Source organism: Pseudomonas sp. TMB3-21, from assembly GCF_054898145.1.
The window spans coordinates 2,834,228-2,859,539 of record NZ_CM142718.1 but is presented as its reverse complement, the minus strand read 5'-3'; the positions used below and the strand labels follow the sequence as shown (position 1 = coordinate 2,859,539).

Sequence of the window (25,312 nt, the reverse complement as noted above, 5' to 3'; positions counted from 1 at the left end):
TTCTTGTTCGTTTGAGACGCCGGGCCTGCGCAGTGTTTATGATGATTCGGCAGGTCCGGGAATGGCCTCATTGGAACGGGCGACACGTAGCCGCAACAATGGATAAAAAGTCATACTAGCCATGTCGTCACGTCATACCTCGGATCCCCATGAAACGATTGCCCCCGCTGTCAGCGCTGCACACTTTTTTGATCACGGCGCAGTGCTGCAACTTCACTCGCGCGGCAGAGCAACTGCACGTCACCCAAGGTGCAGTGAGCCGACAGATCGCCGGCCTGGAGGATCATCTGGGTTACGCGCTGTTCATCCGCCAGGCGCGCGGCCTGCAACTGACGGCCGAAGGACGTGAATGGCTGCCGCAGGTGCAGCAGGTCTTCGGTCTGATCGACGAGGCGGTGCAGCAGATCGGCGAAAAACGCGAAACCCTGCGCCTGAAAGCGCCCACCTGTGTGATGCGCTGGTTGCTGCCGCGGCTGATGCAATGGCAAAAAGAGCGTCCCGATGTGCCGGTGCAACTGACCAATACGATCAGTCACGGAGTGGACTTTCATCGTGAGCAGTTCGACGCGGCGGTCGTGTACGGTCCACCGCCGGATACCGCGCTGGCCGCTTTTCATTTGTTCGATGAGCAACTGACGCCCGTGTGTTCGCAGCCACTGCTGCAAGGCGCGGTGGCGCTGCACACACCCGAGGATTTGCAGCAGCATCTGTTATTGCATCCGACACGGGACGAGCGCGACTGGAATGCATGGCTGAAAATGGCGAATGTGCAGTTGAGCAATGTCAGCCGGGGCCAGCATTTCGAAACGCTGGACCTGGCCATGTCGATGGCCTCGCAAGGTACCGGTGTGGCGATCGGCGATTGGTCGCTGATCGGCGACGACCTGAGCGCCGGACGGCTGGTGATGCCGTTTGATTTGAAGGTCAGGACGGGTTTGGCGTACTACCTGGTGTTTCCGCAGAAGCCTGAGCCTACAGGGAAGTTGCGCGAATTGATGGGGTGGCTGGTGGAGCAGGCGCAATCGCGGTGAGGATTGAATCGCCGTGGGCGGGCAGGCTTGCCTCACACTGACCAAAGCATTTCGCAGGGTGTACATATCCGTTTCTTCGGTGAGGGCATAAATTGGTTTCGCTTTTACAGCGAGTCACTTGGAGAAGCACCAAGTAACCAAGTGCTCTTGCCCCTGACGTCCGGTGGCTCGCTAATGCTCGCCATGCCCTCGCTCCGGTCCTGCTCCGTGGGCCCGCTGCCATCGGCCATCCATGGCCGGCGGCAGCTAACCCGGCATCCATGCCGGGTTGCCCACTGCGCAGAACCTGCGCTCGGCCTCCCGAGGTGGCGCTCAAATCAAAAGCTGGCGAGGCGAGCTAACGCTCGGCCTTGCTGATGTCGCCTATCAGGCCGTCTTCGCGAGCAAGCCCGCTCCCACAGGGGCTCATCAGCGTTCTGAATGACCGCATAGAAGCAACCCCTCTTCCACTGGCAACTCCCATACGCTGACCTAAACTGAAAGCAGTACCCACGGGTATTCGTTCAGAGGTCTACGCCATGAACATCAAAACAAGAAGGTATCTCACGATCTTCATCACCTGCGCGGCCACGCTGGCGCTATATGGCACCGCAGCCTGGCGAGTAGAACAGTTGCGACAACTGCCCCGGGAGTATGCAAGTTGTAACGTCGAACGTTGCATTCCCCATAACGCAACGCTCAACGCCCTTCGCTGACGAAAGGCGTCAGATGTCAGTCTCCTGATCGGCCTTCAGGCGGTCACGGAAGGCCTTGGGCGAAATCCCCACCCGGCGTCGGAACAGGCGCGTGAAGTTGGTCGGATCGGAAAACCCCAATACGTCGGACATTTCATAAATCGTCATGCTGGTGTAGGTCAGCAGGCGCTTGGCTTCGAGCAATTGGCGCTCGTGCATGATCTGCAGCGCCGGCTGACCGGCCAGTTCACGGCACGTGCCGTTGAGGTGTGAAACGGAAATCCCCAAGCGGTGCGCGAGGTCTTCGACCTTGACGTGCTGGCGATAGGTTTCTTCCACCAGTTGAATAAAACCGTTGAGGTATTCCCTCGCCCGTTGCGGTCTTTGACTGGCTTTGTGACGTTGAATCACCTGCCGACTGACCCAGACCATAACCACACTGACCAGCGCATGCATCAGCATCTCGCGTGCCGGCTGATGACCGGTGTATTCAGTCTGCAGGGCGCCAAACTGGCTGTTCAGATAGTCACTGTCCACACCTGCCGGATAGCTTTGCGCATGAGCCAGTGCATTCACCGAGTTGCCCAGCTGCGCCTGAAGATGGGCCACCAACGGCGCCGCCAGGGTCACCACATACCCTTCCACATCCTCGGAAAAACGATAGCCATGCACCGACAACGGCGGCAGCACCAACACCGTCGGCTCGCTCAGTTGCGTACGTTTGCCTTCGATTTCAAGCTCTGCCTGACCTTTGAATACGAAGAGCAGCTGGCACAAGTCGGCGTGGCGGTGGGGTTTGATTTCCCATTGGTGTTCGCGGCTGCGCGCGGAAATGGTTTCACAGTGCAACAAGTCCGGGGTGGGCCAGTCCAGGCTTTCGCCGTACAGCTTGAATACCGGGATGGAAGGCAGGTCAGGCTTGTTCATAACGTCAATCCAGGCCTCTGGGAGGTGATGGGCGATAATCGCACCGATTGGCAGAATGTACAGCTATCGGCTCAGTTTTCACCTTCAATTGACAGACTCGCAAGGGAAAAATGCAAGCACTCGACCCCTAACAATTATCCATCGACCTAAGCGCGTGGACCTTGCGAGTCATAAAAACAATGAAAACGCTGAAAACTCAAATCGCCATTATCGGTGCAGGTCCAGCTGCCCTGCTACTGGGTCAATTACTGCATAACGCTGGAATTGACACCCTCATCCTTGAGCGCCAGACCCCGGATTATGTGCTCGGACGAATTCGCGCCGGGGTGCTGGAACAAGGCATGACCGAGCTGTTGCGGCAGGCCGGTGTGGGCCGGCGCATGGATGCCGAAGGTTTGCTGCACAACGGCTTCGAACTGGCGCTCGGCGGACGGCGCGTGCACATCGATCTGCACGGCTTGACCGGTGGCAAACACGTCATGATCTACGGCCAGACCGAGGTCACCCGCGACCTGATGGCCGCCCGTCGGGACACCGGTGCGCGGACGATTTACCAGGCCAGCAACGTCGAGCCCCACGGCATGAAAACCGCTGAGCCCTACGTCACATTCGAGCAGGATGGTGAAACCTGGCGGCTCGATTGCGATTACATAGCCGGCTGCGACGGCTTCCACGGCGTGGCGCGGCAGTCGATTCCGAGCGAATGCCTCAAGGTGTTTGAAAGGGTCTATCCGTTCGGCTGGCTGGGTATTCTGGCCGACACGCCACCGGTCAACGAAGAACTGGTCTACGCCCGTCACGAACGCGGCTTTGCCCTGTGCAGCATGCGTTCGCCAAGCCGCACCCGGTACTACCTGCAAGTGCCGAGCGGAGAAAAAGTCGAGGACTGGTCGGATCAGCGTTTTTGGGATGAGCTCAAAATGCGTCTGCCCGTTGAACTGGCGGCGGCGCTGGTGACAGGTCCTTCGATCGAAAAAAGCATCGCGCCGCTGCGCAGTTTCGTCGTCGAGCCGATGCAGTACGGGCGGATGATTCTGGTTGGCGACGCCGCACACATTGTCCCGCCGACAGGCGCCAAGGGGCTGAATCTGGCCGCCAGCGATGTCAGTACGCTGTTCAACATTCTGCTGAAGGTTTACCGCGAAGGCCGCGTCGATCTGCTCGATAAATACTCCGAAGTCTGCCTGCGCCGGATCTGGAAAGCCGAGCGGTTTTCCTGGTGGATGACTTCTATGCTGCACCGCTTTGACGATCATGATGGTTTCAGCCAACGCATCGCCGAGTCAGAATTGGATTACTTCGTCGACTCCGAAGCGGGTCGAAAAACCATCGCGGAAAATTACGTCGGACTCCCATACGAGGCTATCGAATAGCCTGCTACCGACTTACACTGGCGGGCACTTGCCCGCTCGCCTCGCCTTGCGGAAATCACTGCCCGCAGGTTTTATCGTGACCACTCTCAATCAGCCCGACACGCCAAAACCGGCCATTCGCAGCGTACTGATCGCCCTGATGCTGGCGATTTTTCTGGGTGCGCTGGATCAAACCATTGTCGCGGTTTCAATGCCGGCTATTTCCGCGCAATTCAAGGACGTCAGCCTGCTGGCCTGGGTGATTTCCGGTTACATGGTGGCGATGACCGTGGCCGTGCCGATCTACGGCAAACTCGGCGATTTGTACGGCCGGCGCAAGTTGATGCTGTTTGGCATGGCGGTGTTCACGGTCTCCTCCCTGTTTTGCGGCATGGCCCAGAGCATGGAGCAACTGGTCCTGGCGCGAATCCTTCAAGGCATCGGCGCGGGCGGGATGATTTCGGTCAGCCAGGCGATCATCGGCGACATCGTGCCGCCTCGCGAGCGCGGGCGTTATCAGGGCTATTTCAGCAGCATGTATGCGGTGGCCAGCGTCGCAGGGCCGGTGCTCGGCGGGTACATGACCGAGTATCTGTCGTGGCGCTGGGTGTTCCTGATCAATTTGCCGTTAGGCCTTGGCGCCCTGTTGGTCGCTCATCGCACGCTGGTCGGATTGCCAGTGCCGCAGCGCAAACCGGTGATTGACTACCTGGGCACGCTGCTGATGATCATCGGATTGACTGCCTTGTTGCTGGGTATTACCGAAGTCGGTCAGGGCCATGCCTGGCGCAGCGCCGAAGTGCTGGGCCTGCTGGTTTGCGCGGTGATCGTGCTGGCGCTGTTCGTGTGGCATGAGCGTCGCACCCACGAACCGCTGCTGCCCATGCATCTGTTTGCCAATCGCAGCGCGGTGCTGTGCTGGTGCACGATCTTTTTCACCAGTTTCCAGGCTATCTCGCTGATCGTGCTCATGCCGTTGCGCTTTCAGAGTGTTACCGGCGACGGCGCCGACAGCGCAGCGCTGCACCTGCTGCCACTGGCGATGGGATTGCCGATCGGCGCGTATTTCGCCGGACGCCGGACATCGGTAACTGGTCGCTACAAACCCATGATTCTATGCGGCGCCCTGCTGATGCCGATCGCCATCGTCGGCATGGCATACAGTCCGCCTCAGGCGTTGGTGCTCAGCAGCCTGTTCATGTTGCTCAGTGGCATCGCCGGTGGCATGCAATTCCCGACCTCTCTGGTCGGCACGCAGAATTCGGTCGAGCAACGGGACATCGGCGTGGCCACCAGCACCACCAACCTGTTCCGCTCGCTCGGTGGCGCGGTGGGTGTAGCGTTGATGTCGGCGCTGTTGCTGGCGTTGCTGCAGGATTCCAGTGTCGCCCAATTAGCCGGGTCCGCACTGATGGTCGAGGGCAGTTCGGGGAATGTCTTGCTCGACGGTTTGAACGCGGCGCCAGGGGATGCGCAAAATGCCTTGCGTGCGGAATTGTTGTTGACCTTCCGCCACTTGCTGATGGCCAGTGCGGCGGTGTCCTTGCTGGGCCTGGCGGCAGCGATTGCGATGCCGAACAATGTGCTGCGAGGGCGTGAGGACAAGGTTCGGTAGATCGGCCGGGTTGCCCGCTGTTACGAGCATGCTCGCCACAGCGGTACTTCAGACAGTAAAAATCACGGGCTGTAATAACCCACCGCCACCAGGAAATGCCCGACCTTTTTCAGGTACGCGTGCTTGTCCTCGACTTTGCCGGTCACCGGGTTCTTCCAGCGATATTCGTATTCGCCGTAATCCTGCCTGGCAATCAACGCCAGAATCGGCTCGCCCACCGGTTTGCCCTCCGGGTCCTTGATCTTGCCGAAATCGGTGTTGATCAATCGCAGGTTGGTGCCATGCGCGATATAGCGCTGAGTGTCCAGATCGACGACGAACACATACAGGTCATCCTGCAAGTACCCGCCCTTGAGCGAGTTGATTGCCGTCAACGTGCCCTTCTCGTCCTTGGTCAGATCCATCGCCGCCTTGTTCAGCAAGGCCATGGCCTGCTCCGCAGAGGCTCGCGGCAAGTAATAACCGACCGCCAGAATGCGTTCGCCGATGCGTTGGTAGAACACGCGCTTGCGCTCGACCTTGCCATCCGACCAATTCTGCCAGCGGTATTCAGCCTGCTGGATGCCATTGGCTTGCGGCACTTTCAAAGCGTCCCTAAACGCCTTCTGCACATCCGGCCCGAGGACGTCCGAGACATCACGCCCAATCAATGCCGAAGACGGCCCCCCGCTGGCGAGCATCACGCCTTTGGTGTCGACAACAAACACGTAACGGTCCTTGTCGACGAATTCGCCCTGACGACTGAACGCCGCGAACGCCTTGTCGCCGTTCTCGTGATAATAGGCCAAGGCCTTTTCCAGCAAAGCCCGCGCGGCCTGACTGTCCTCCTGCTCAGTCCCGGCCGCCTGAGCCTGCCCCAGGCACAGCAACAGCATCCCGCCCAACAGGGCCAACTTGTGCAAAACCGCCATTGCGCATTCCTCGTTCTTATCGGTGTCTGGAGAGCGTAGACGGGTTGGCGGCATGTATGGATGTTGAGCAACATTCGGAATGGTTAAAACGGACGCAGCCTCGCAGGCTCGACAGCCGCTACGTACGGCGCAGCTGTGGCGCGTTGCGTGGGTCGGACTAAGGCTTCGCCCGCAACTGCTGCTGCAAATTCTGAATCTGCGCTTGCAGCGTGTTGATGCTTCGGGTGACCTGCCCGCGGAATGCATCGAACTCGGCCGTGCTGGCCGCGCCTTGAGCCGGGCGATTGTCCTGCTGGCTTTTCAACACGATGATGTCTTGTTCGAGCCGCTCGATGGCCGCGCTCGGATTGCCCTGTTTTTTCAGGGCGACAATGTCGGCACCGATGCTTTTCAGCTGGGAATCGTATTGTCCACCGTCAGCGGTGGCTGTTTTTAAGGCGCTCAGCTCGCCGGTCAGGGTTTTCACCTGCGTTTGCAACTGGGTATTGGCGGTCTGCTGCTCGGTGTTCTGCGCCGTCAGCTGCGCGAGGCGCTTATCCAGATCGGTGGTTTGCGCGGTCATCTGGGCCAGCCGTTTATCCAGTTCCGAAGCCTGACCCGCCACGCCCTGTTGCTGCTGGCTCTGGTCCTGCAGTCGGCTTTCCAGCTGTTTGATCTGCAGCTTCAATGCTTCGCTGTCGCTGCTGACATTGGTCTGACTGGCGACGACCCTGCCGGAAATGTCCTGCAAGCGCCCCGCCGCTTCCTCACTGATTCGCGCGAAACTTTCCTGCGTGGCGACCAATTGCTGCTCCATCAGCGAAATCTGCTGGAAGCTCCACCAGGCGAGGCCGGCGAACGCGAAGAACAAAGCGCCGACCAGAGCCCACAGTGGGCCGGTGCTGGCAGCCTTGACCTTGACCACCGGCGCGGTACGCGAATGCACGCTGTTGCGCGCAGTGGTCGGGAAATCATCGTCATCGAGGATGTCGGCACGCAGGCTCGGCACATTGTCGAAATCGTCGTTGGCATCGTTACGCATGGGCATTCAATCAACCTTTGTGAAACATGGTGATGGCTTGATGCGGCGAGTATAACCCCCACGGCCGCAGGGATTGACCCTGAACCTGAAGCTCGGTTCAGTGAGCCGGCTTTCAGCGAACGTCCTGAGCTTTCCACCAGCCGCAGAATTCATCGAGGGCCGTCCACAGACTGACCTTGGGATCGTAATCCAGATAATGCCGGGCGCGGCTGATGTCCAGCGTGAAGTTCCTGTTCATGACCTGCATGCCCAGGCGCGACAGTGTCGGTTCCGGACGGCCCGGCCAGAGCATGCACGCACCTTCGTTGAGCGCGGCCACGGAGTAGGCCAAACCGTAGGAACGGTAACGAGTGACTTGTGGGACTTCCATCTGACGCATGACGTAATTGACCACGTCCCACAACGGAATCGGCGCGCCGTTGCTGATGTTGTACGCCTTACCCAATGCTGATCCGCTGGCCAGCAGACTGCTGAGCAACGCTTCATTGAGATTTTGCACGCTGGTGAAATCGACCTTGTTCAAACCGTTACCGATGATTGCCAGCCGTCCCTTGCGCTGCATGTTCAGCAAACGCGGAAAGATGCTCATATCACCGGCCCCGGTGACGAAACGCGGGCGCAGCGCTACCGTTTCGAGGCCGAACTCCTGGGCGCCGAAGACTTTTTGCTCGGCCAGGTATTTGGTCGCGGCGTAGGGATGATTGAAGCGCTTGGGCACTTGCTCTTCGGTCAGGCCAAGATGATCGCGGCCGTCGAAGTAGATCGACGGTGAGGACAAATGCACCAGGCGTCGAACCCGTTGTTTCAGGCACGCTTCGACGATGTTTTCGGTGACCTGGACATTGCCCTGATGGAAATCCTGATAACGCCCCCACACACCGACTGCCCCGGCGCAATGCACCACCGCGTCTACGTCGGAGCACAGCGCCCGCGCCAGGTCCGCATCGCTCAAATCGCCCGGAATGAACTCGGCGCCGCGGCGTACCAGGTGCTCGACGCTTTCGGCCCGGCGACCGTTGACCCGTACGTCCAGGCCCTGTTCCAGAGCGAAACGCGCGAAGCGTCCGCCAATGAAACCACTCGCGCCGGTAACCAGAATCTTCATGAATTGCTCCAACGAGTGCAGTTGCAAACTTCAAATTTCAAACAGAGAAAAACCCGTCCGCAAGCGCATTACTTGCGGCTTGCAGCTTGACGCTTACCGCTGCTCCCAAGGCACCAACCAATGCGCCGACGAACGCACCAACTGATCGGTGAGCAGGCTCAGCAACTGCCCGCCATTGCGCCAATGATGCCAGTACAGCGGCACATCGATCGGCTTATCTGCCAGCAACTCGATCAGTTGGCCACTTTTCAGCTGCTCGCGCACCTGCAATTCCGGCACCAATCCCCAGCCCAGTCCAGCCTCAGTCAGGCGAATGAAACCTTCGGACGATGGGCACAGGTGGTGTTCGAAACCGCCGTCTACGCCGAGGGACGCGAGGTAGCGATGCTGTAGGAAGTCGTCCGGCCCGAAGACCAACGCCGGCGTTTTCGACAGCAGCTCGGCGCGCACGCCGTCGGGAAAATGCCTGGCGATGAAGGTCGGGCTGGCTAACGCCCGATAGCGCATCGCCCCCAGCAGCACGCTACGCGCACCCGCTACCGGGCGCTCATTGGCGCACAGACAGGCCGCCACTTCACCTGCGCGCATTCGTTTGAGGCCGACTGTCTGGTCTTCGACGATCAGGTCGAGCAACAGATGGTGCTCTGCGCAAAAGTCGCCGATGGCCGGAGCCCACCAGGTGGCGAGGCTGTCGGCATTGAGGGCGATGCGCAGACGTTCCGGCAGGCCTTCGTCATCCAGTGCCGGCACCAGGGTTTGCAGATCGCGCTCAAGCAAACGCACCTGTTGCACGTGGTTGAGTAGCCGTCGACCGATCTCGGTCGGGGCCGGGGGCGTCACGCGCACCAGCACCGGTTGGCCCACTCGAGCCTCAAGCAATTTGATTCGCTGCGAGATGGCCGATTGCGACACATTGAGCACTTGCGCGGCGCGTTCGAACCCGGCCTGTTCGATGACCGCCGCCAACGCAGAGAGTAGTTTGTAGTCGAACATCAGTTTTCCTAATGAGCGATCAGGATGATTGGTTTTCCTTATACAGCCCAAGACCAGAGAATGGCCAGCAAGAACTCATGAAACAGGACATCGACATGACCGGCGAAACTTCACTGGTGACGCTCATTCGCAGCATGAGCCCGCAGTTGAATGCGGGCGAATACGTTTTTTGCACCCTCAGCGACGGGAAAATGCCGACAGACGTAGAGATCGTCGGCAGCTTTCGCGAGCAGGAAGGTCTGACCGTCATTCTGGAACGCTCCGACGCCGAGCGAGCCGGTTTCCATTTCGACTACATCGCAGCATGGCTCACGCTGAATGTGCACTCGTCTCTCGAAGCCGTGGGGTTAACGGCCGCGTTCGCCGGCGCTTTGGGCCAAGCGGGAATCAGTTGCAATGTGGTGGCAGGCTATTTCCACGACCATTTATTCGTCGGCCAGGCCGATGCCGAACGCGCCTTGCATGTGCTGCGCGATCTCGCAGCGAACGCGGAGTAAAGCTTTATGTGGCAGAGCTATGTAAACGGCCTGTTGGTCGCTGCCGGGCTGATCATGGCGATCGGCACACAAAATGCGTTTGTGCTGGCCCAGAGCCTGCGGCGCGAACATCACCTGCCGGTGGCGGCCCTCTGTGTGACGTGCGACGCGTTGCTGGTCGCTGCGGGCGTTTTCGGCCTGGCCACGGTGCTGGCGCAAAACCCGACGTTGCTGGCCATCGCGCGCTGGGGCGGTGCGGCGTTTTTGCTGTGGTACGGCAGCCTCGCGCTGCGCCGCGCCTTCACGAAGCAGAGCCTGCAGCAAGGGGAAAACCAGACGGTCCGGTCGTTGCGTGCGGTAATGCTCAGCGCGCTGGCCGTCACGTTGCTCAACCCGCACGTTTATCTGGACACGGTTTTGCTGATCGGTTCCCTCGGCGCCCAGCAAACCGACCCCAGCGCGTACGTCGTAGGCGCGGCCACTGCGTCGCTGTTGTGGTTTTTCACCTTGGCGCTGGGCGCGGCGTGGCTGGCACCCTGGCTGGCGCGGCCAGGCACCTGGCGAATCCTCGACCTGTTGGTGGCGGTAATGATGTTCGCCGTGGCCCTGCAACTGATCGTCGCCGGCTGATATTCCAAAAGGCTCTGAAACCTCTATTCCACACAGTTGTTGCGTGGTTATGCCGTCCCCCCGGTGCTATGATCCGAACCCTGCGCCGCAAAGAGTACAAACTCCCCGGCGCTTGTTTGGCCGCCCGTGATCGGCCTTGCGCTCACCGCAACTGACCTGATTAGGAGAATCATCATGGCTTTCGAATTGCCGCCGCTGCCTTACCCACACGATGCTCTGCAGCCGCACATTTCCAAGGAAACTCTGGAATACCACCACGACAAGCACCACAACACCTACGTCGTGAACCTGAACAACCTGGTGCCAGGCACCGAGTTCGAAGGCAAGACTCTGGAAGAAATCGTCAAGACTTCCTCGGGCGGTATCTTCAACAACGCCGCTCAGGTCTGGAACCACACTTTCTACTGGAACTGCCTGGCGCCAAACGCCGGCGGTCAACCGACCGGCGCACTGGCTGAAGCGATCAACGCTTCCTTCGGTTCGTTCGACAAGTTCAAAGAAGAGTTCAGCAAAACCTCCATCGGCACCTTCGGTTCCGGCTGGGGCTGGCTGGTGAAAAAGGCTGACGGTTCCCTGGCCCTGGCCAGCACCATCGGCGCCGGCAACCCGCTGACCAGCGGCGACACCCCGCTGCTGACCTGCGATGTCTGGGAACACGCTTACTACATCGACTACCGCAACGTTCGTCCAAAATATGTCGAAGCGTTCTGGAACCTGGTCAACTGGAAATTCGTGGCTGAGCAGTTCGAAGGCAAAACCTTCACCGCCTGAGTACACGCCAGTCAGAAAACCCGGCTTTTTAGCCGGGTTTTTTTTGGTGTGGTGGAAAGTGTCTGGGGGCGCTCATTCGATGAGATGAGGGTTGGCTGGCAGGCCGCTATCGCGAGCAAGCTTGCTCCTACGGGGATTGGGGGCATCTGCGAGATCAGGTCGGTTCACAGGCCGCTATCGCGAGCAAACTTTGCTCCTACAGATCAAATGCATCCCACGCGCACCACCTGCTTCTAACCACTCAAGGCCGAGCGTTAGCTCGCCTGTCGCCCTTGACCTTGGCGTCCCCTCGGGAGGCCGAGTGGAGGTTCTGCGCAGTGGGCAACCCGGCATGGATGCCGGGTTAGCTGCCGCCGGCCATGGATGGCCGATGGCAGCGGGCCCACGGAGCAGGACCGGAGCGAGGGCATGGCGAGCATTAGCGAGCCACCGGACGTCAGGGACAAGAGCACTTGGTTACTTGGTGCTGTTCCAAGTGACTCGCCGTAAGGGCGAAACCCATAGCCGCCCTCACCGCGTAACAGATATGCCCCCAATCACAACACCCAAGATCGCATCGAAACCAGGCATCGTCAAAACCCACGCCCCCACAAAAAAAAGGCCAATTTCCCACAATGAAACCAGCCCCCGACCCCTTGCCCCAACGCCACAGCCGTCTAACATCAAACGAACGGAAAATTAGTCCCGATTCCCCCTAAAGTTGCAGGACCCAACAACCGACACAGTACTAATCCAGACGCCAGCACACGGCCAACCCACGGGCAAATCCCCCTGTGTTTGATTGTCCCTTTGACTGCCATCACCGGATTGCCAATACTCATGGCAACTTGATGCTACCGCACGGAACAAGGAATGACTCTTTGAAGCTGGAACTCAAGAACAGCTTGTCGGTGAAGTTGCTCCGGGTCGTGCTGTTGTCGGCATTGATCGTCGGCGTGGTATTGAGCTGCGCGCAGATTGTTTTCGATGCTTATAAAACACGCCAGGCCGTGGCCGGCGATGCCGAACGCATCCTCGACATGTTCCGCGACCCCTCGACACAGGCCGTCTACAGCCTGGACAGGGAAATGGGCATGCAAGTCATCGAAGGCCTGTTTCAGGACGCCGCCGTGCGCCAGGCCTCCATCGGCCACCCCAACGAAGCCATGCTCGCGCAAAAGACCCGCGACCTGCAGCAATCCAAAAGCCGCTGGCTGACCGACCTGATCCTCGGCAAGGAAAGCACCTTCACCACCCAACTGGTGGGACGCGGCCCCTACAGCGAGTATTACGGTGACCTGAGCATCACCCTCGACACAGCCACGTACGGCCAAGGCTTCATCGTCAACTCGGTGATCATCTTCATTTCAGGGGTGCTGCGCGCTCTGGCCTTGGGCCTGGTGCTGTATCTGGTCTATCACTGGCTGCTGACCAAGCCATTGTCACGGATCATCGAGCACCTGACGGAAATCAACCCCGATCGCCCCAGCGAACACAAGATCCCGCAACTCAAGGGTCACGAAAAAAACGAACTGGGGATCTGGATCAACACTGCTAATCAGTTGCTTGAATCCATCGAGCGTAACACTCACCTGCGCCACGAAGCGGAAAACAGCCTGCTGCGCATGGCTCAGTACGATTTTCTGACAGGCCTGCCCAACCGCCAGCAATTGCAGCAGCAGCTGGACAAGATCCTCGTCGACGCCGGCAAACTTCAACGCCGGGTGGCGGTATTGTGCGTGGGTCTCGATGACTTCAAAGGCATCAACGAACAGTTCAGCTATCAGACGGGCGACCAATTACTGCTCGCTCTGGCTGATCGCCTGCGCGCCCACAGCGGTCGGCTGGGCGCGCTGGCGAGGCTTGGCGGTGATCAGTTCGCGCTGGTGCAGGCAGATATCGAACAACCCTATGAAGCGGCTGAACTGGCGCAAAGCATTCTCGATGATCTGGAAGCGGCATTTGCCCTCGATCATCAAGAGATTCGCCTGCGCGCGACCATCGGCATTACCTTGTTCCCGGAGGACGGCGACAGCACCGAGAAGTTGCTGCAGAAAGCCGAGCAGACCATGACCCTGGCCAAGACGCGCTCGCGCAACCGCTATCAGTTCTATATCGCCAGTGTCGATACCGAGATGCGCCGCCGACGCGAACTGGAAAAAGATCTGCGCGACGCCCTTATCCGCGACCAGTTCTACCTCGTTTATCAACCCCAGATCAGCTATCGCGATCATCGAGTGGTGGGTGTCGAGGCCTTGATTCGCTGGCAGCATCCCGAGCACGGGCTGGTTCCGCCGGACCTGTTTATCCCATTGGCGGAGCAGAACGGCACCATTATTGCCATCGGCGAATGGGTACTGGATCAGTCGTGCAAACAATTGCGCGATTGGCATGACCAGGGTTTCACTGACCTGCGCATGGCCGTCAACCTGTCCACCGTTCAGTTGCACCACGCCGAGTTGCCGCGCGTGGTCAACAATCTGCTGCAAATGTATCGCCTGCCACCGCGCAGCCTGGAGCTGGAAGTGACCGAAACCGGCCTGATGGAAGACATCAGCACCGCCGCTCAGCACTTGCTGAGTTTGCGTCGTTCCGGCGCATTGATCGCGATTGACGACTTCGGCACCGGTTACTCATCGCTGAGTTATCTGAAAAGCCTGCCGCTGGACAAGATCAAGATCGACAAGAGCTTCGTTCAGGACCTGCTCGATGACGACGACGATGCGACCATCGTCCGGGCCATCATCCAGTTGGGAAAGAGCCTGGGTATGCAGGTGATTGCCGAGGGTGTGGAGACCGCCGAACAGGAGGCCTACATCATTTCCGAGGGCTGCCACGAAGGTCAGGGCTACTTCTACAGCAAGCCCCTGCCGGCACGGGAATTGGGCGCGTACCTGAAACAGGCGCAGCGCAGCAATGCGGTGATCTTGTGAAGGCCCAAAGATCGCAGCCTCGTTTTACTCGACAGCTCCCACGGTAGAACCCGCACTTGCGTAGGCGCTGTCGAGAAAAACGAGGCCGCGATCTTTTCTCTGAATAAGAAATATTTACAACCACGACCCTTTACACATAATGCGAAAGATTTGCATTATGTCGCAGCTTTGCGCGCTAGCCGCGCCATTCCACCCCCTCTCGAAGCAGGATGTTCGCCATGATTCGTATGCCTCTGGCTACCGCCAGTCTGTTGGCCATCGCTATTTCCCTCGCCGGTTGTGGCGAAGGCAAAGACAAAGCTGCCGCGCCAGCGCCGACTCCAGCTGCCACGACGACGCCTCCAGCCCCGGCCACTGCACCAGCGGCTGCCGGCAAAGTCGATGAGGCCGCCGCCAAAGCCGTTGTCGCGCATTACGCCGACATCGTCTTCGCCGTTTACAGCGACGCCGAATCGACCGCGAAAACCCTGCAAACTGCCGTTGACGCGTTCCTCGCCAAGCCGAATGCCGAGACCCTGAACGCCGCCAAGGCTGCCTGGGTCGCTGCTCGCGTACCTTACCTGCAGAGCGAAGTGTTCCGCTTCGGCAACACCATCATTGACGATTGGGAAGGTCAGGTGAACGCCTGGCCACTGGACGAAGGCCTGATCGACTACACCGACAAATCCTACGAACACGCACTGGGTAACCCGGGCGCTACCGCCAACATCATCGCCAACAGCGAAGTTCAGGTCGGCGAAGACAAGGTCGATGTCAAAGACATTACCCCGGAAAAACTCGCCAGCCTGAATGAGCTGGGCGGTGCCGAGGCCAACGTTGCCACCGGTTATCACGCGATTGAATTTCTGCTGTGGGGCCAGGACCTGAACGGTACCGGCCCGGGCGCTGGCAACCGTCCGGCCTCCGACTACCTGGAAGGCGCCGGTGCCACTGGCGGCCACAACGAGCGTCGTCGTGCTTATTTGAAGGCTGTGACTCAACTGCTGGTCAGCGATCTGGAAGAAATGGTCGGCAACTGGAAGCCGAACGTAGCTGACAACTATCGCGCGACGCTGGAAGCCGAACCGGGCGAAACCGGCCTGCGCAAAATGCTCTTCGGCATGGGCAGCCTGTCCCTGGGCGAACTGGCGGGAGAGCGCATGAAGGTTTCCCTGGAAGCCAACTCCCCGGAAGACGAACACGACTGCTTCAGCGACAACACTCACTACTCGCAGTTTTACGATGCCAAAGGCATTCGCAACGTCTACCTGGGCGAATACACCCGCGTTGACGGCACCAAGATGACCGGCGCAAGCCTGTCCTCGCTGGTGGCGAAGGCCGACCCGGCTGCCGATACCGCGCTGAAAGCCGACCTGGCTGCGACCGAAGCGAAGATGCAGGTCATCGTCGATCACGCCAACAAGGGTGAGCATTACGACCAGCTAATCGCTGCCGGCAATACCGCTGGCAACCAGGTCGTTCGCGACGCCATCGCCTCGCTGGTCAAGCAGACCGGTTCGATCGAAGCGGCAGCCGGCAAACTGGGCATCACCGACCTGAACCCGGACAACGCTGATCACGAATTCTGATCAACGCTGGCTGAATACAAAGGCGACCTCCGGGTCGCCTTTTTCATGCCTGCCAAACACCGCCTCCCTGTGGGAGCGAGCCTGCTCGCGATGGTGTATCAGTTACACAAGTGTCGCCTGACACACCATCGCGAGCAGGCTCGCTCCCACAGGAATCGCGACCTTCAGTAAAATGTGTTCCACATTAACCAAACGATAATTCCTCTTATTCAATCCCCCCTGCCCTGTTAGACTTTGCGCCTTTGTTTTGCACGTCTCGCAGGATGTCTTGATGCCCTCGCTGCCTCTTCGCTTGTTCGCACTGTTTCTGGCCCTGGGCCTGAGTGCCTGCGATGACGCCCCGCGTTTTACCGAAGCCGAACCCGGTGAAGCCCGCTCAGGAGGCGACGCGACGGTGCGCAAGACTGATCAGAACTCGTTCTCCCTGCCCTCCGCCAACCTCCCGCCATCGCGGCGTGTGGATTTCAGCGTCGGCAACAGTTTCTTTCGCAACCCCTGGGTGATCGCTCCGGCGACCACTACGGCGCGTGACGGTCTAGGCCCGTTGTTCAACACCAACGCCTGCCAGAACTGCCACATCAAGGACGGCCGCGGTCATCCGCCGGCGCCTGGCGCACTAAATGCAGTATCGATGCTGGTACGTCTGTCTATTCCTGATTCGCCGGCCTACGCCAAGGTCATCGAGCAGTTAGGCGTCGTCCCCGAGCCGGTTTACGGCGGGCAATTTCAGGACATGTCAGTGCCCGGCGTCATCCCTGAGGGCAAGGTCCGCGTCGATTACACGCCCGTGCCGGTCCGCTTCCAGGACGGCAGTGAAGTGGAGCTACAAAAACCAACCCTGCACATCACCCAGCTCGGCTACGGCCCGATGCATCCCGACACACGTTTCTCGGCCCGGGTTGCGCCGCCGATGATCGGCCTCGGTTTGCTCGAAGCCATCCCCGACGAGGCGATTCTGGCCAACGCCGAGGCTCAGGCCAAAGACAACAAAGGCATTGCCGGTCGCCCGAATCGGGTCTGGGATGACGTACAACAGAAAACCGTCCTCGGCCGGTTCGGCTGGAAAGCCGGGCAACCGAACCTCAATCAGCAGAACGTCCACGCGTTTTCCGGCGACATGGGCCTGACCACCAGCCTGCGCACCTTTGATGACTGCACTGACGCACAGGTCGCTTGCAAGCAGGCGCCGAACGGAAAGGGGCCGGATGGCGAACCGGAAGTCAGCGACAACATCCTGCGTCTGGTGCTGTTGTACAGCCGCAACCTCGCCGTACCGGCCCGCCGCGATGTCAGCTCCCCCGAGGTGCTGGCGGGCAAAACCCTGTTTTTCCAGGCCGGTTGCCAATCGTGTCACACACCGAAATACACCACCGCCGCCAACGCCAGTGAACCTGAACTGGCCAATCAGGTGATTCGTCCCTATAGCGATCTTCTGCTGCATGACATGGGCGATGGCCTGGCCGACAACCGTACTGAATTCAAGGCCGGTGGAAGCGACTGGCGCACCCCACCGCTGTGGGGTATCGGCCTCACGCAAGCGGTCAGCGGCCACACCCGGTTCCTGCACGACGGCCGTGCCCGCAACCTGCTCGAAGCCGTGCTCTGGCATGGCGGCGAAGCCACCGCGGCGCAGCAAAAAGTTTTGTCTTTCGATGCCGGACAGCGCGCTGCGCTGCTGGCGTTTTTGAATTCCCTTTGATACCCATTCCATAAGCGGGAGCCCGACATGTTCCGTCCCAAATTGTTGTTCACCAGCCTTGCTGCACTTGCGCTCGGAGCCTGTTCACCGCAGGACCCGCAGGCGGTCACTTCGGCAGCCATCGCCAAGTCGGTGATCCTGCCGACTTACACGCGCTGGGTTGAAGCCGACCGCCAGCTCGCGGTCAGTGCCCTGGCCTACTGCGAGGGTAAATCGGACCTGGAGACCGCTCGCGCTGATTTCCTTCATGCGCAGAAAGCCTGGGCCGAGCTGCAACCGCTGCTGATCGGGCCACTGGCCGAAGGCAATCGCGCCTGGTCGGTGCAGTTCTGGCCGGACAAGAAAAACCTCGTGGGCCGTCAGGTCGAGCAACTGGTGACCGCGCAGCCGCAGATCGACGCGGCCGCACTGGCCAAATCCAGCGTCGTGGTGCAGGGCCTGTCCGCCTACGAGTACATCCTGTTCGACAGCAAGCCCGACGTCGCCAACGATGCGCAGAAGAGCAAATACTGCCCACTGTTGATCGCGATTGCCGAACACCAGAAACAACTGGCCGAGGAGATCCTCAAGGGCTGGAACAACACCGACGGTATGCTCGCGCAGATGAGCAAGTTCCCGAACCAGCGCTACGCCGATTCCCACGAAGCGATTGCCGACCTGCTGCGCGTGCAGGTCACCGCGCTCGACAGCCTGAAAAAGAAACTCGGCACGCCGATGGGTCGCCAGAGCAAAGGCGTACCGCAGCCGTTCCAGGCCGATGCATGGCGCAGCCATTCGTCACTGAGCGGACTGGAAACCAGTCTCGCCGCTGCCAAAACGGTCTGGGAAGGCGTCGACAATAAAGGCTTGCGCGGCCTGTTGCCAAGCGAGCAGAAACCGCTCGCCGACAAGATCGACGCCGCTTACGCTGCGTCCCTGACACTGTTCGCCAGCAACCAGCGCTCGCTGGCCGAGATGCTCAGCGACGATGCCGGTCGCCAGCAACTCAACGACATCTATGACAGCCTCAACGTCGTCCATCGCCTGCACGAAGGCGAACTGGCCAAGGCGCTGGGCATCCAACTGGGCTTCAACGCCAACGACGGTGACTGATGAGGACAAGTGCGATGCTGCGACGTCAGGCTCTGACTTTAGGTAGTTTGCTGCTGGGAGCAGTGACACTGGGCGGCTGGACGCTGTTCAAGCAAAAGGACAAAAGCCCTCTGCTGCTGTCAGCGCGTGACGACGGCGACGGCAAGCATTACGCCGTCGGTTATCGGCTGGACGGCACGCGGGCGTTCGCCACCGAAGTCGGCCAGCGTTGCCACGACATCATCAATCACCCGACGCTGCCGATTGCGCTGTTCGTCGCCCGCCGGCCGGGCACCGAGAGCTACCTGATCGACCTGCGCGACGGCACACTGCTGCAGACCGTGACGTCGCTGCCGAACCGGCATTTTTACGGTCACGCCGTGATCCACAAGAGCGGCGACTGGTTGTATGCGACCGAGAACGACACTTCCGATCCGGGTCGCGGCCTGCTCGGCGTGTACAGGTTTGAAGGTGAGCGACTGGTGCACAGCGGCGAGATTTCCACTCATGGCATCGGCCCGCATCAGGTTTCGTGGATGCCGGATGGCGAAACCCTGGTCGTGGCCAACGGCGGGATTCGCACCGAGGCGGAAAGCCGGGTCGAGATGAACCTCCATGCGATGGAGCCGAGCCTGGTGCTGATGCAGCGCGACGGCACGCTGCTGAGCAAGGAGACCCTCGCGCAGCAGATGAACAGCGTGCGTCACCTTGGCATCGCAGACGACGGCACCATCGTCGCCGGGCAGCAATTCATGGGCCCGTCTCATGAATCGTCGGAGTTGTTGGCGATCAAGCGGCCGGGCCAATCGTTCATGCCCTTCCCAGTGGCGGAACATCAATTGCAAGCCATGGGGCATTACACCGCCAGCGTCGCGGTGCACAGCGATTTGCGTCTGGTGGCGTTAACGGCGCCGCGGGGCAACCGCTTTTTCATCTGGGACCTGGACAGCGGCGAAGTGCGCCTGGATGCGCCGCTTGCCGATTGCGCTGGCGTCGGTGCGGTGGCGGATGGCTTCGTCGTAACCTCCGGTCAGGGACGCTGCCGGTACTACGATTGCCGTCAGAAAGATCTCGTTGCAAAACCGCTGGATCTGCCCGCAGGGCTCTGGGACAACCATCTTCATCTGATATGACTTGCCGGGTTATTTTTGTGGCGAGGGAGCTTGCTCCCGCTTGGGGTGCGCAGCAGCCCTAAAAACCGTGGCCCGCTATGCAGCCCAGCGGGAGCAAGCTCCCTCGCCACAGTTCGGTGTATGCCCAGCGCTGAAAGCTACCCGCTGGAAACCCCCACTGACTCGGAGTAATGTGCCCGCCTGTCTTGCCTGATTTCTCCAAGGAACTGGAAAATATGCTGCGTCGCCGCATGCTGATCATGTTGGGTATTGTTCTGCTGATCGTCCTCGTCCTGGGCGCTTACAAAGCCTTTTCCATCTATACGATGATCCAGGGCTTTTCCGCGCCGAAACCGCCGATCAGCGTGGCTGTGGCCACCGCAACCGAACGGCCATGGCAAGCGCGTCTGCCCACCGTGGGCACGCTGACTGCGCTGCAAGGCGTCGACCTGAGCCTGGAGACCAACGGCACCGTCACCGACGTGCAGTTTCAGTCAGGACAGAAGGTCAAGGCCGGTCAACCGATCGTGCAGCTCGACAGCGCCGTGGAAACCGCGTTGCTGGAAACCGCGCAGGCCGACCTTGGCCTGGCTCAGGTCGATTACAACCGCGGCAGTCAACTGGTCGGCAGTCAGGCCATTTCGAAAGGTGAGTTTGACCGACTGTCGGCGGTCCTGAAAAAGAACCAGGCCACGGTCAACCAGCTCAAGGCGTCGCTGGCGAAAAAACGCATCGTCGCACCGTTCAGCGGCACCATCGGCATTCGGCAGGTGGACGTCGGCGACTACCTTGCCAGCGGCACCGTGATTGCCACGCTGCAAAACCTCAGCAGCCTTTACGTCGATTTCTTCCTGCCCGAGCAGTCGATACCGAAAATCGCCGTCGGCCAACCGGTACAGATCATTGTTTCGGCATACCCGACGCAAAGCTTCCCCGGCACCATCAGTGCAATCAATCCGAAAGTCGAGAACAGCACGCGCAACGTTCAGGTACGCGCGACCCTGGCCAACCCTGACGGTAAATTGTTGCCGGGCATGTTCGCCGGTCTGCAAGTGCTGCTGCCCAATCCGCAGCCACGCATCGTCGTCCCGGAAAGCGCGATCACTTACACGCTCTACGGCAATTCGCTGTATGTGGTCGCACAGAAAAAAGCCGAGGATGGCGGCCTGGAAAAAGACGACAAAGGCCAGCCGATTTTGATCGCCGAACGGCGCTTCATAGAAACCGGCGAGCGTCGCGACGGCCAGGTGATGATCACCAAGGGCGTGCAGAACGGCGAGAAGGTGGTCACCGCCGGGCAGATCAAACTGGACAACGGCGCACACATTGCGATCAGCGACGACAAAACCTTAGCCGAGCAGAACAGCCCGCCGCGCGCGGACTGATCAAGGAATCCCATGGCTTTTACCGACCCGTTTATCCGTCGCCCGGTGCTCGCCACCGTGGTCAGCCTGTTGATTGTTCTGCTCGGCTTTCAGGCCTGGAGCAAATTGCCGCTGCGCCAGTACCCGCAAATGGAAAACGCCCTGATCACGGTCACTACCGCCTACCCCGGCGCCAATGCCGAAACCATTCAGGGCTATATCACCCAGCCGATGCAGCAGAGCCTGGCCAGCGCCGAGGGCATCGACTACATGACCTCGGTCAGTCGCCAGAACTTCTCGGTGATCTCGATCTATGCGCGCATCGGTGCCAACAGTGACCGGTTGTTCACCGAGCTGCTGGCCAAGGCCAACGAGGTCAAGAACCAGCTGCCACAGGACGCTGAAGATCCGGTTCTGAGCAAGGAAGCGGCGGACGCCTCGGCGCTGATGTACATCAGTTTCTTCAGCAAGGAGCTGAGCAACCCGCAGATCACCGATTACCTCTCACGGGTCATCCAGCCGAAACTCGCCACACTGCCGGGAATGGCCGAAGCCGAGATTCTCGGCAATCAGGTGTTTGCCATGCGCCTGTGGCTGGACCCGGTCAAACTCGCCGGTTTCGGCTTGAGCGCCAGCGACGTGACCAACGCCGTGCGCCAATACAACTTCCTCTCCGCGGCAGGCGAAGTGAAAGGCGAATACGTGGTCACCAGCATCAACGCCAACACCGAGCTGAAATCTGCCGAAGCCTTCGCTGCGATTCCACTCAAGGTCGACGGCGATAGTCGCGTACTGCTGAGCGATGTCGCGCGGGTCGAAATGGGTGCGGAAAACTACGACACCATCAGTTCGTTTGGTGGTACGCCTTCGGTGTACATCGGGATCAAGGCCACACCGGGCGCCAACCCGCTGGACGTGATCAAGGAAGTGCGCAAGATCATGCCGGACCTCGAGGCCCAGCTGCCGCCGAACCTCAAGGGTGAAATTGCCTACGACGCGACGCTGTTCATTCAGGCCTCGATCGACGAAGTGGTAAAAACCCTGTTCGAAGCGGTATTGATCGTCATCGTGGTCGTGTTTCTGTTCCTCGGGGCGCTGCGCTCAGTGGTCATCCCGGTGGTGACGATTCCGCTGTCGATGATCGGCGTTATGTTCTTCATGCAAATGATGGGCTACTCGATCAACCTGCTGACTTTGCTGGCGATGGTGTTGGCCATCGGCCTGGTGGTGGACGATGCGATCGTCGTGGTGGAAAACATCCACCGCCACATCGAGGAAGGTAAATCGCCGTTCGACGCCGCTATTGAAGGTGCGCGGGAAATCGCCATGCCGGTGGTCTCGATGACCATTACCCTGGCGGCGGTTTACGCGCCGATCGGTTTTCTCACCGGGCTGACCGGTGCACTGTTCAAGGAGTTCGCCCTGACCCTGGCGGGCGCGGTGGTGATTTCCGGCGTCGTCGCCCTGACCCTGTCGCCGATGATGTGCGCCTTCCTGTTGCGGCACGACGAAAATCCCAGCGGCCTCGCGCATCGTCTCGATCTGATTTTCGAAGGCCTCAAACGCCGCTACCAGCGCATGCTCCACGGCACCCTGAATACGCGGCCGGTGGTGCTGGTCTTTGCAGTAATTGTGTTGTGCCTGATTCCGGTGCTGCTCAAGTTCACCAAATCGGAACTGGCGCCGGACGAGGACCAAGGCATCATTTTCATGCTGGCCAGCGCGCCGCAACCGACCAACCTCGACTACCTGAACGCCTACACCGACGAGTTCATCGACATCTTCAAAGCCTTCCCCGAGTACTACTCTTCATTCCAGATCAATGGCGCCACCGGCGTGCAATCGGGGATCGGGGGATTTCTGTTGAAGCCATGGAATGATCGCGACCGAACGCAAATGGAAATCCTGCCCGAGGTTCAGGCGAAACTGGAAAGCATCCCGGGCCTGCAGGTTTTCGGCTTCAACCTGCCATCCCTGCCGGGCACCGGTGAAGGGTTGCCGTTCCAGTTCGTGATCAATACTGCAGGCGACTACGAGTCGTTGTTGCAGGTGATGGACCGGGTGAAGAAGCGCGCCATGGAGTCGGGCAAATTCGCCTTCGTTGACGTCGACCTCGCGTTCGACAAACCCGAAGTGGTGGTCGATATCGATCGCGCCAAGGCCGCGCAGATGGGTGTCTCCATGCAAGACCTCGGCGGCACACTGGCGACGTTGCTGGGGGAAGCGGAGATCAACCGGTTTACCATCGAAGGTCGCAGCTACAAAGTGATCGCGCAGGTTGAACGGCCTTTCCGCGACAATCCGGACTGGCTGAACAATTACTACGTGAAGAATACCCAAGGTGATTTGCTGGCCCTGTCGACGCTGATCACGGTCACCGACCGCGCTCGCCCACGGCAGTTGAACCAGTTCCAGCAGCTCAACTCGGCCATCCTCTCCGGGGTGCCGCTGGTGAGCATGGGTGAAGCCCTCGATACCGTGCGCCAGATCGCACTGGAAGAGGCGCCTGCCGGGTTTGCGGTCGACTACGCCGGTGCATCGCGCCAATACGTTCAGGAAGGCAGTGCGCTGTGGGTGACCTTCGCCTTGGCGCTGGCGATCATTTTCCTGGTGCTGGCCGCCCAGTTCGAAAGCTTTCGCGATCCGTTGGTGATCCTGGTGACCGTGCCGCTATCTATTTGCGGCGCGTTGATTCCGCTGTTCCTGGGTTGGTCGAGCATGAATATCTACACCCAGGTGGGGCTGGTGACATTGATCGGCCTGATCAGCAAACACGGGATACTGATCGTCGAATTCGCCAACCAGCTGCGCAAGGACAAGGGCCTGTCAGCGCGCGAAGCTGTCGAAGAAGCGGCGGCCATTCGTCTGCGTCCAGTGCTGATGACCACGGCGGCCATGGTGTTCGGCATGGTGCCGCTGATCATCGCCACCGGCGCAGGCGCGGTCAGCCGGTTCGACATCGGCACGGTCATCGCGACGGGAATGTCGATCGGGACCTTGTTCACCCTGTTCGTGTTGCCGTGTGTTTATACGCTGCTGGCCAAGCCGGACAAATCTGAAAAGGGACTGCACTAAAGCTCCAGGCAAAAAAAGGCCTCGCACGAGCGAGGCCTTTTATGGGGGTTTCAATCTTTTCAATCCTACGGTTTCAATCCTTGAGAAAGCCCGAACATGAGTAACAACAAATCATGATCGGGCTGAGTGGCCTCGGATGCCTTGGCAATCCGCGGCAAGGGACAACTGGCGTCCTCATTGAATGAACTGAGGACTTGCGTACGCGGCTGCTCCCAAGCTGCCATCGCCAGAGAAGCAACTGCCAAGGCTCCAACCAGGAACAAACCTCGTGCAATTTCTAGTTTCATCGCTATAAACCTTTGATAGCGCTGCCAAACGCCGCCTCGTAAAAGTAGACGAGTTTCTTCCAGTCGGCAGTGCTGAACGACGAATGGCGACGCAACTGCTTCATGTCATGTGAAGCAGCCCGGTAAGCGGTGGGGCGCTGCCGGCATTTTTCCAGATCGATCAGAGCAACTTCGACCTGTGCCGCGTCGCCTTCACCGGATACGCGTACGAAAACATGCTTGATGTAGATGCAGCTGTGTTGCCAACGGCCTCTGTGCATCCGCGCCAAATTGTCCGCCAGATCCTTGAGCACCCGATCATGCACGGCCTCGCCGTGACGTTCGCGACCACCACCGGCGTACCAGTGTTCGATTTCTTCGAAACCGTCCAGGGACTTGGTCACCAGTAACGCGCGCCATTTATGCACAGGGTCGCGCTTGGCCCCGCAGAAAACCAGTTCTGGCACGCGCACTCCAATTTGACGCAAGCCGATCAACGCATCCTGTTCGCGCATTACCGTCGGGCGGCCCAATGGGTGCATCAAGCTGCGGTAGATATGGCCAGTCTGGCGCTTGGCGTAAAGTAATTGCCCATCACTGCCTTTTATCCGCTGCACACCACTTTCACCGCCGCGACGCACATTGGGCTCTTCAACCCATTCGCCGCGCTGATTCCAGTAATAATCAAACCGGTCCTGGGAAGCACCATTCGTGCCTGCTGCACACTGCACTGCCATCG

21 protein-coding genes are annotated in these 25,312 nt (G+C 59.7%); 14 read left to right on the top strand and 7 right to left on the bottom strand.

Annotated elements, in window-relative coordinates; translation table 11 throughout:
- The first annotated feature begins 149 nt into the window (after nt 1-149).
- Both ACYZTS_RS13230 and ACYZTS_RS13225 read left to right on the top strand, forming a co-directional pair.
- Nucleotides 150-1,031, top strand: coding sequence for a LysR substrate-binding domain-containing protein (locus tag ACYZTS_RS13230; RefSeq protein WP_461989719.1), 882 nt, complete (start codon nt 150-152; stop codon nt 1,029-1,031).
- A 518-nt stretch (nt 1,032-1,549) separates the two neighbouring features.
- A complete protein-coding gene (locus ACYZTS_RS13225; RefSeq protein WP_177326977.1) occupies nt 1,550-1,726 on the top strand; it encodes a hypothetical protein in 177 nt (58 codons plus the stop codon).
- Between the two features lie 9 nt (nt 1,727-1,735).
- On the opposite strand, the gene ACYZTS_RS13220 is transcribed toward ACYZTS_RS13225, so the two are convergent.
- Nucleotides 1,736-2,632 carry a helix-turn-helix domain-containing protein gene (locus ACYZTS_RS13220; protein WP_461989717.1) on the bottom strand — a complete coding sequence of 299 codons (897 nt, stop codon included), beginning with the start codon at nt 2,630-2,632 and terminating at the stop codon, nt 1,736-1,738.
- A 179-nt stretch (nt 2,633-2,811) separates the two neighbouring features.
- Between ACYZTS_RS13220 and pobA the strand changes: the two genes are divergently transcribed.
- Nucleotides 2,812-4,005 carry a 4-hydroxybenzoate 3-monooxygenase gene (gene pobA / locus ACYZTS_RS13215; RefSeq protein ID WP_461989715.1) on the top strand — a complete coding sequence of 398 codons (1,194 nt, stop codon included), beginning with the start codon at nt 2,812-2,814 and terminating at the stop codon, nt 4,003-4,005.
- 76 nt (nt 4,006-4,081) lie between these two features.
- Nucleotides 4,082-5,599, top strand: a complete 1,518-nt coding sequence (locus ACYZTS_RS13210; protein WP_461989713.1) for an MDR family MFS transporter — start codon at nt 4,082-4,084, stop codon at nt 5,597-5,599.
- Nucleotides 5,600-5,661: 62 nt separating this feature from the next.
- Here the strand turns inward: ACYZTS_RS13210 and ACYZTS_RS13205 are convergent, their stop codons facing one another.
- The 4 genes from ACYZTS_RS13205 to ACYZTS_RS13190 form a co-directional block, all read right to left on the bottom strand.
- Nucleotides 5,662-6,510: a cache domain-containing protein gene (locus tag ACYZTS_RS13205; protein WP_461989711.1), complete on the bottom strand. Its 849-nt coding sequence runs from the start codon at nt 6,508-6,510 to the stop codon at nt 5,662-5,664.
- A 157-nt stretch (nt 6,511-6,667) separates the two neighbouring features.
- Complete coding sequence (locus ACYZTS_RS13200; protein WP_028623709.1) at nt 6,668-7,537, bottom strand: ATPase; 870 nt, start codon at nt 7,535-7,537, stop codon at nt 6,668-6,670.
- A 106-nt stretch (nt 7,538-7,643) separates the two neighbouring features.
- On the bottom strand, nt 7,644-8,636 hold the full coding sequence (locus ACYZTS_RS13195) for an NAD-dependent epimerase/dehydratase family protein (protein WP_461989709.1): 993 nt from the start codon (nt 8,634-8,636) through the stop codon (nt 7,644-7,646).
- 93 nt (nt 8,637-8,729) lie between these two features.
- Nucleotides 8,730-9,629: a LysR family transcriptional regulator ArgP gene (locus ACYZTS_RS13190; protein ID WP_461989707.1), complete on the bottom strand. Its 900-nt coding sequence runs from the start codon at nt 9,627-9,629 to the stop codon at nt 8,730-8,732.
- Between the two features lie 95 nt (nt 9,630-9,724).
- Between ACYZTS_RS13190 and ACYZTS_RS13185 the strand changes: the two genes are divergently transcribed.
- From ACYZTS_RS13185 to ACYZTS_RS13140, 10 genes are all read left to right on the top strand, one after another.
- Nucleotides 9,725-10,126 (top strand): ACT domain-containing protein, encoded by a 402-nt coding sequence (locus ACYZTS_RS13185; RefSeq protein WP_028623712.1) that lies wholly within the window; start codon nt 9,725-9,727, stop codon nt 10,124-10,126.
- A 6-nt stretch (nt 10,127-10,132) separates the two neighbouring features.
- The gene (locus ACYZTS_RS13180; RefSeq protein ID WP_461989705.1) at nt 10,133-10,735 is read left to right on the top strand and encodes a LysE/ArgO family amino acid transporter; all 603 of its coding nucleotides are present in this window, start codon (nt 10,133-10,135) and stop codon (nt 10,733-10,735) included.
- A gap of 174 nt (nt 10,736-10,909) precedes the next feature.
- Nucleotides 10,910-11,506, top strand: a complete 597-nt coding sequence (locus ACYZTS_RS13175; RefSeq protein WP_150582555.1) for a superoxide dismutase — start codon at nt 10,910-10,912, stop codon at nt 11,504-11,506.
- Nucleotides 11,507-12,336: 830 nt separating this feature from the next.
- The gene (locus ACYZTS_RS13170) at nt 12,337-14,418 is read left to right on the top strand and encodes a putative bifunctional diguanylate cyclase/phosphodiesterase (protein WP_461989702.1); all 2,082 of its coding nucleotides are present in this window, start codon (nt 12,337-12,339) and stop codon (nt 14,416-14,418) included.
- Between the two features lie 218 nt (nt 14,419-14,636).
- Entirely contained in the window at nt 14,637-15,986 is a 1,350-nt protein-coding gene (locus ACYZTS_RS13165; RefSeq protein ID WP_461989699.1) for an imelysin family protein, read from the top strand.
- A gap of 271 nt (nt 15,987-16,257) precedes the next feature.
- Nucleotides 16,258-17,685 carry a di-heme oxidoreductase family protein gene (locus tag ACYZTS_RS13160; RefSeq protein WP_461996323.1) on the top strand — a complete coding sequence of 476 codons (1,428 nt, stop codon included), beginning with the start codon at nt 16,258-16,260 and terminating at the stop codon, nt 17,683-17,685.
- 27 nt (nt 17,686-17,712) lie between these two features.
- Nucleotides 17,713-18,777 carry an imelysin family protein gene (locus tag ACYZTS_RS13155; RefSeq protein ID WP_461996321.1) on the top strand — a complete coding sequence of 355 codons (1,065 nt, stop codon included), beginning with the start codon at nt 17,713-17,715 and terminating at the stop codon, nt 18,775-18,777.
- A gap of 14 nt (nt 18,778-18,791) precedes the next feature.
- Complete coding sequence (locus ACYZTS_RS13150) at nt 18,792-19,889, top strand: DUF1513 domain-containing protein (RefSeq protein ID WP_461996319.1); 1,098 nt, start codon at nt 18,792-18,794, stop codon at nt 19,887-19,889.
- 215 nt (nt 19,890-20,104) lie between these two features.
- On the top strand, nt 20,105-21,253 hold the full coding sequence (locus ACYZTS_RS13145) for an efflux RND transporter periplasmic adaptor subunit (RefSeq protein WP_461996317.1): 1,149 nt from the start codon (nt 20,105-20,107) through the stop codon (nt 21,251-21,253).
- A 12-nt stretch (nt 21,254-21,265) separates the two neighbouring features.
- Nucleotides 21,266-24,307: a multidrug efflux RND transporter permease subunit gene (locus ACYZTS_RS13140; protein WP_461996315.1), complete on the top strand. Its 3,042-nt coding sequence runs from the start codon at nt 21,266-21,268 to the stop codon at nt 24,305-24,307.
- A 65-nt stretch (nt 24,308-24,372) separates the two neighbouring features.
- Here ACYZTS_RS13140 and ACYZTS_RS13135 read toward each other — a convergent pair whose 3' ends face one another.
- Together ACYZTS_RS13135 and ACYZTS_RS13130 are read right to left on the bottom strand one after the other, a co-directional pair.
- Nucleotides 24,373-24,594: a hypothetical protein gene (locus ACYZTS_RS13135; RefSeq protein ID WP_028622847.1), complete on the bottom strand. Its 222-nt coding sequence runs from the start codon at nt 24,592-24,594 to the stop codon at nt 24,373-24,375.
- A 2-nt stretch (nt 24,595-24,596) separates the two neighbouring features.
- A complete protein-coding gene (locus ACYZTS_RS13130) occupies nt 24,597-25,310 on the bottom strand; it encodes a lipopolysaccharide kinase InaA family protein (protein ID WP_461996313.1) in 714 nt (237 codons plus the stop codon).
- Nucleotides 25,311-25,312: the final 2 nt, after the last annotated feature.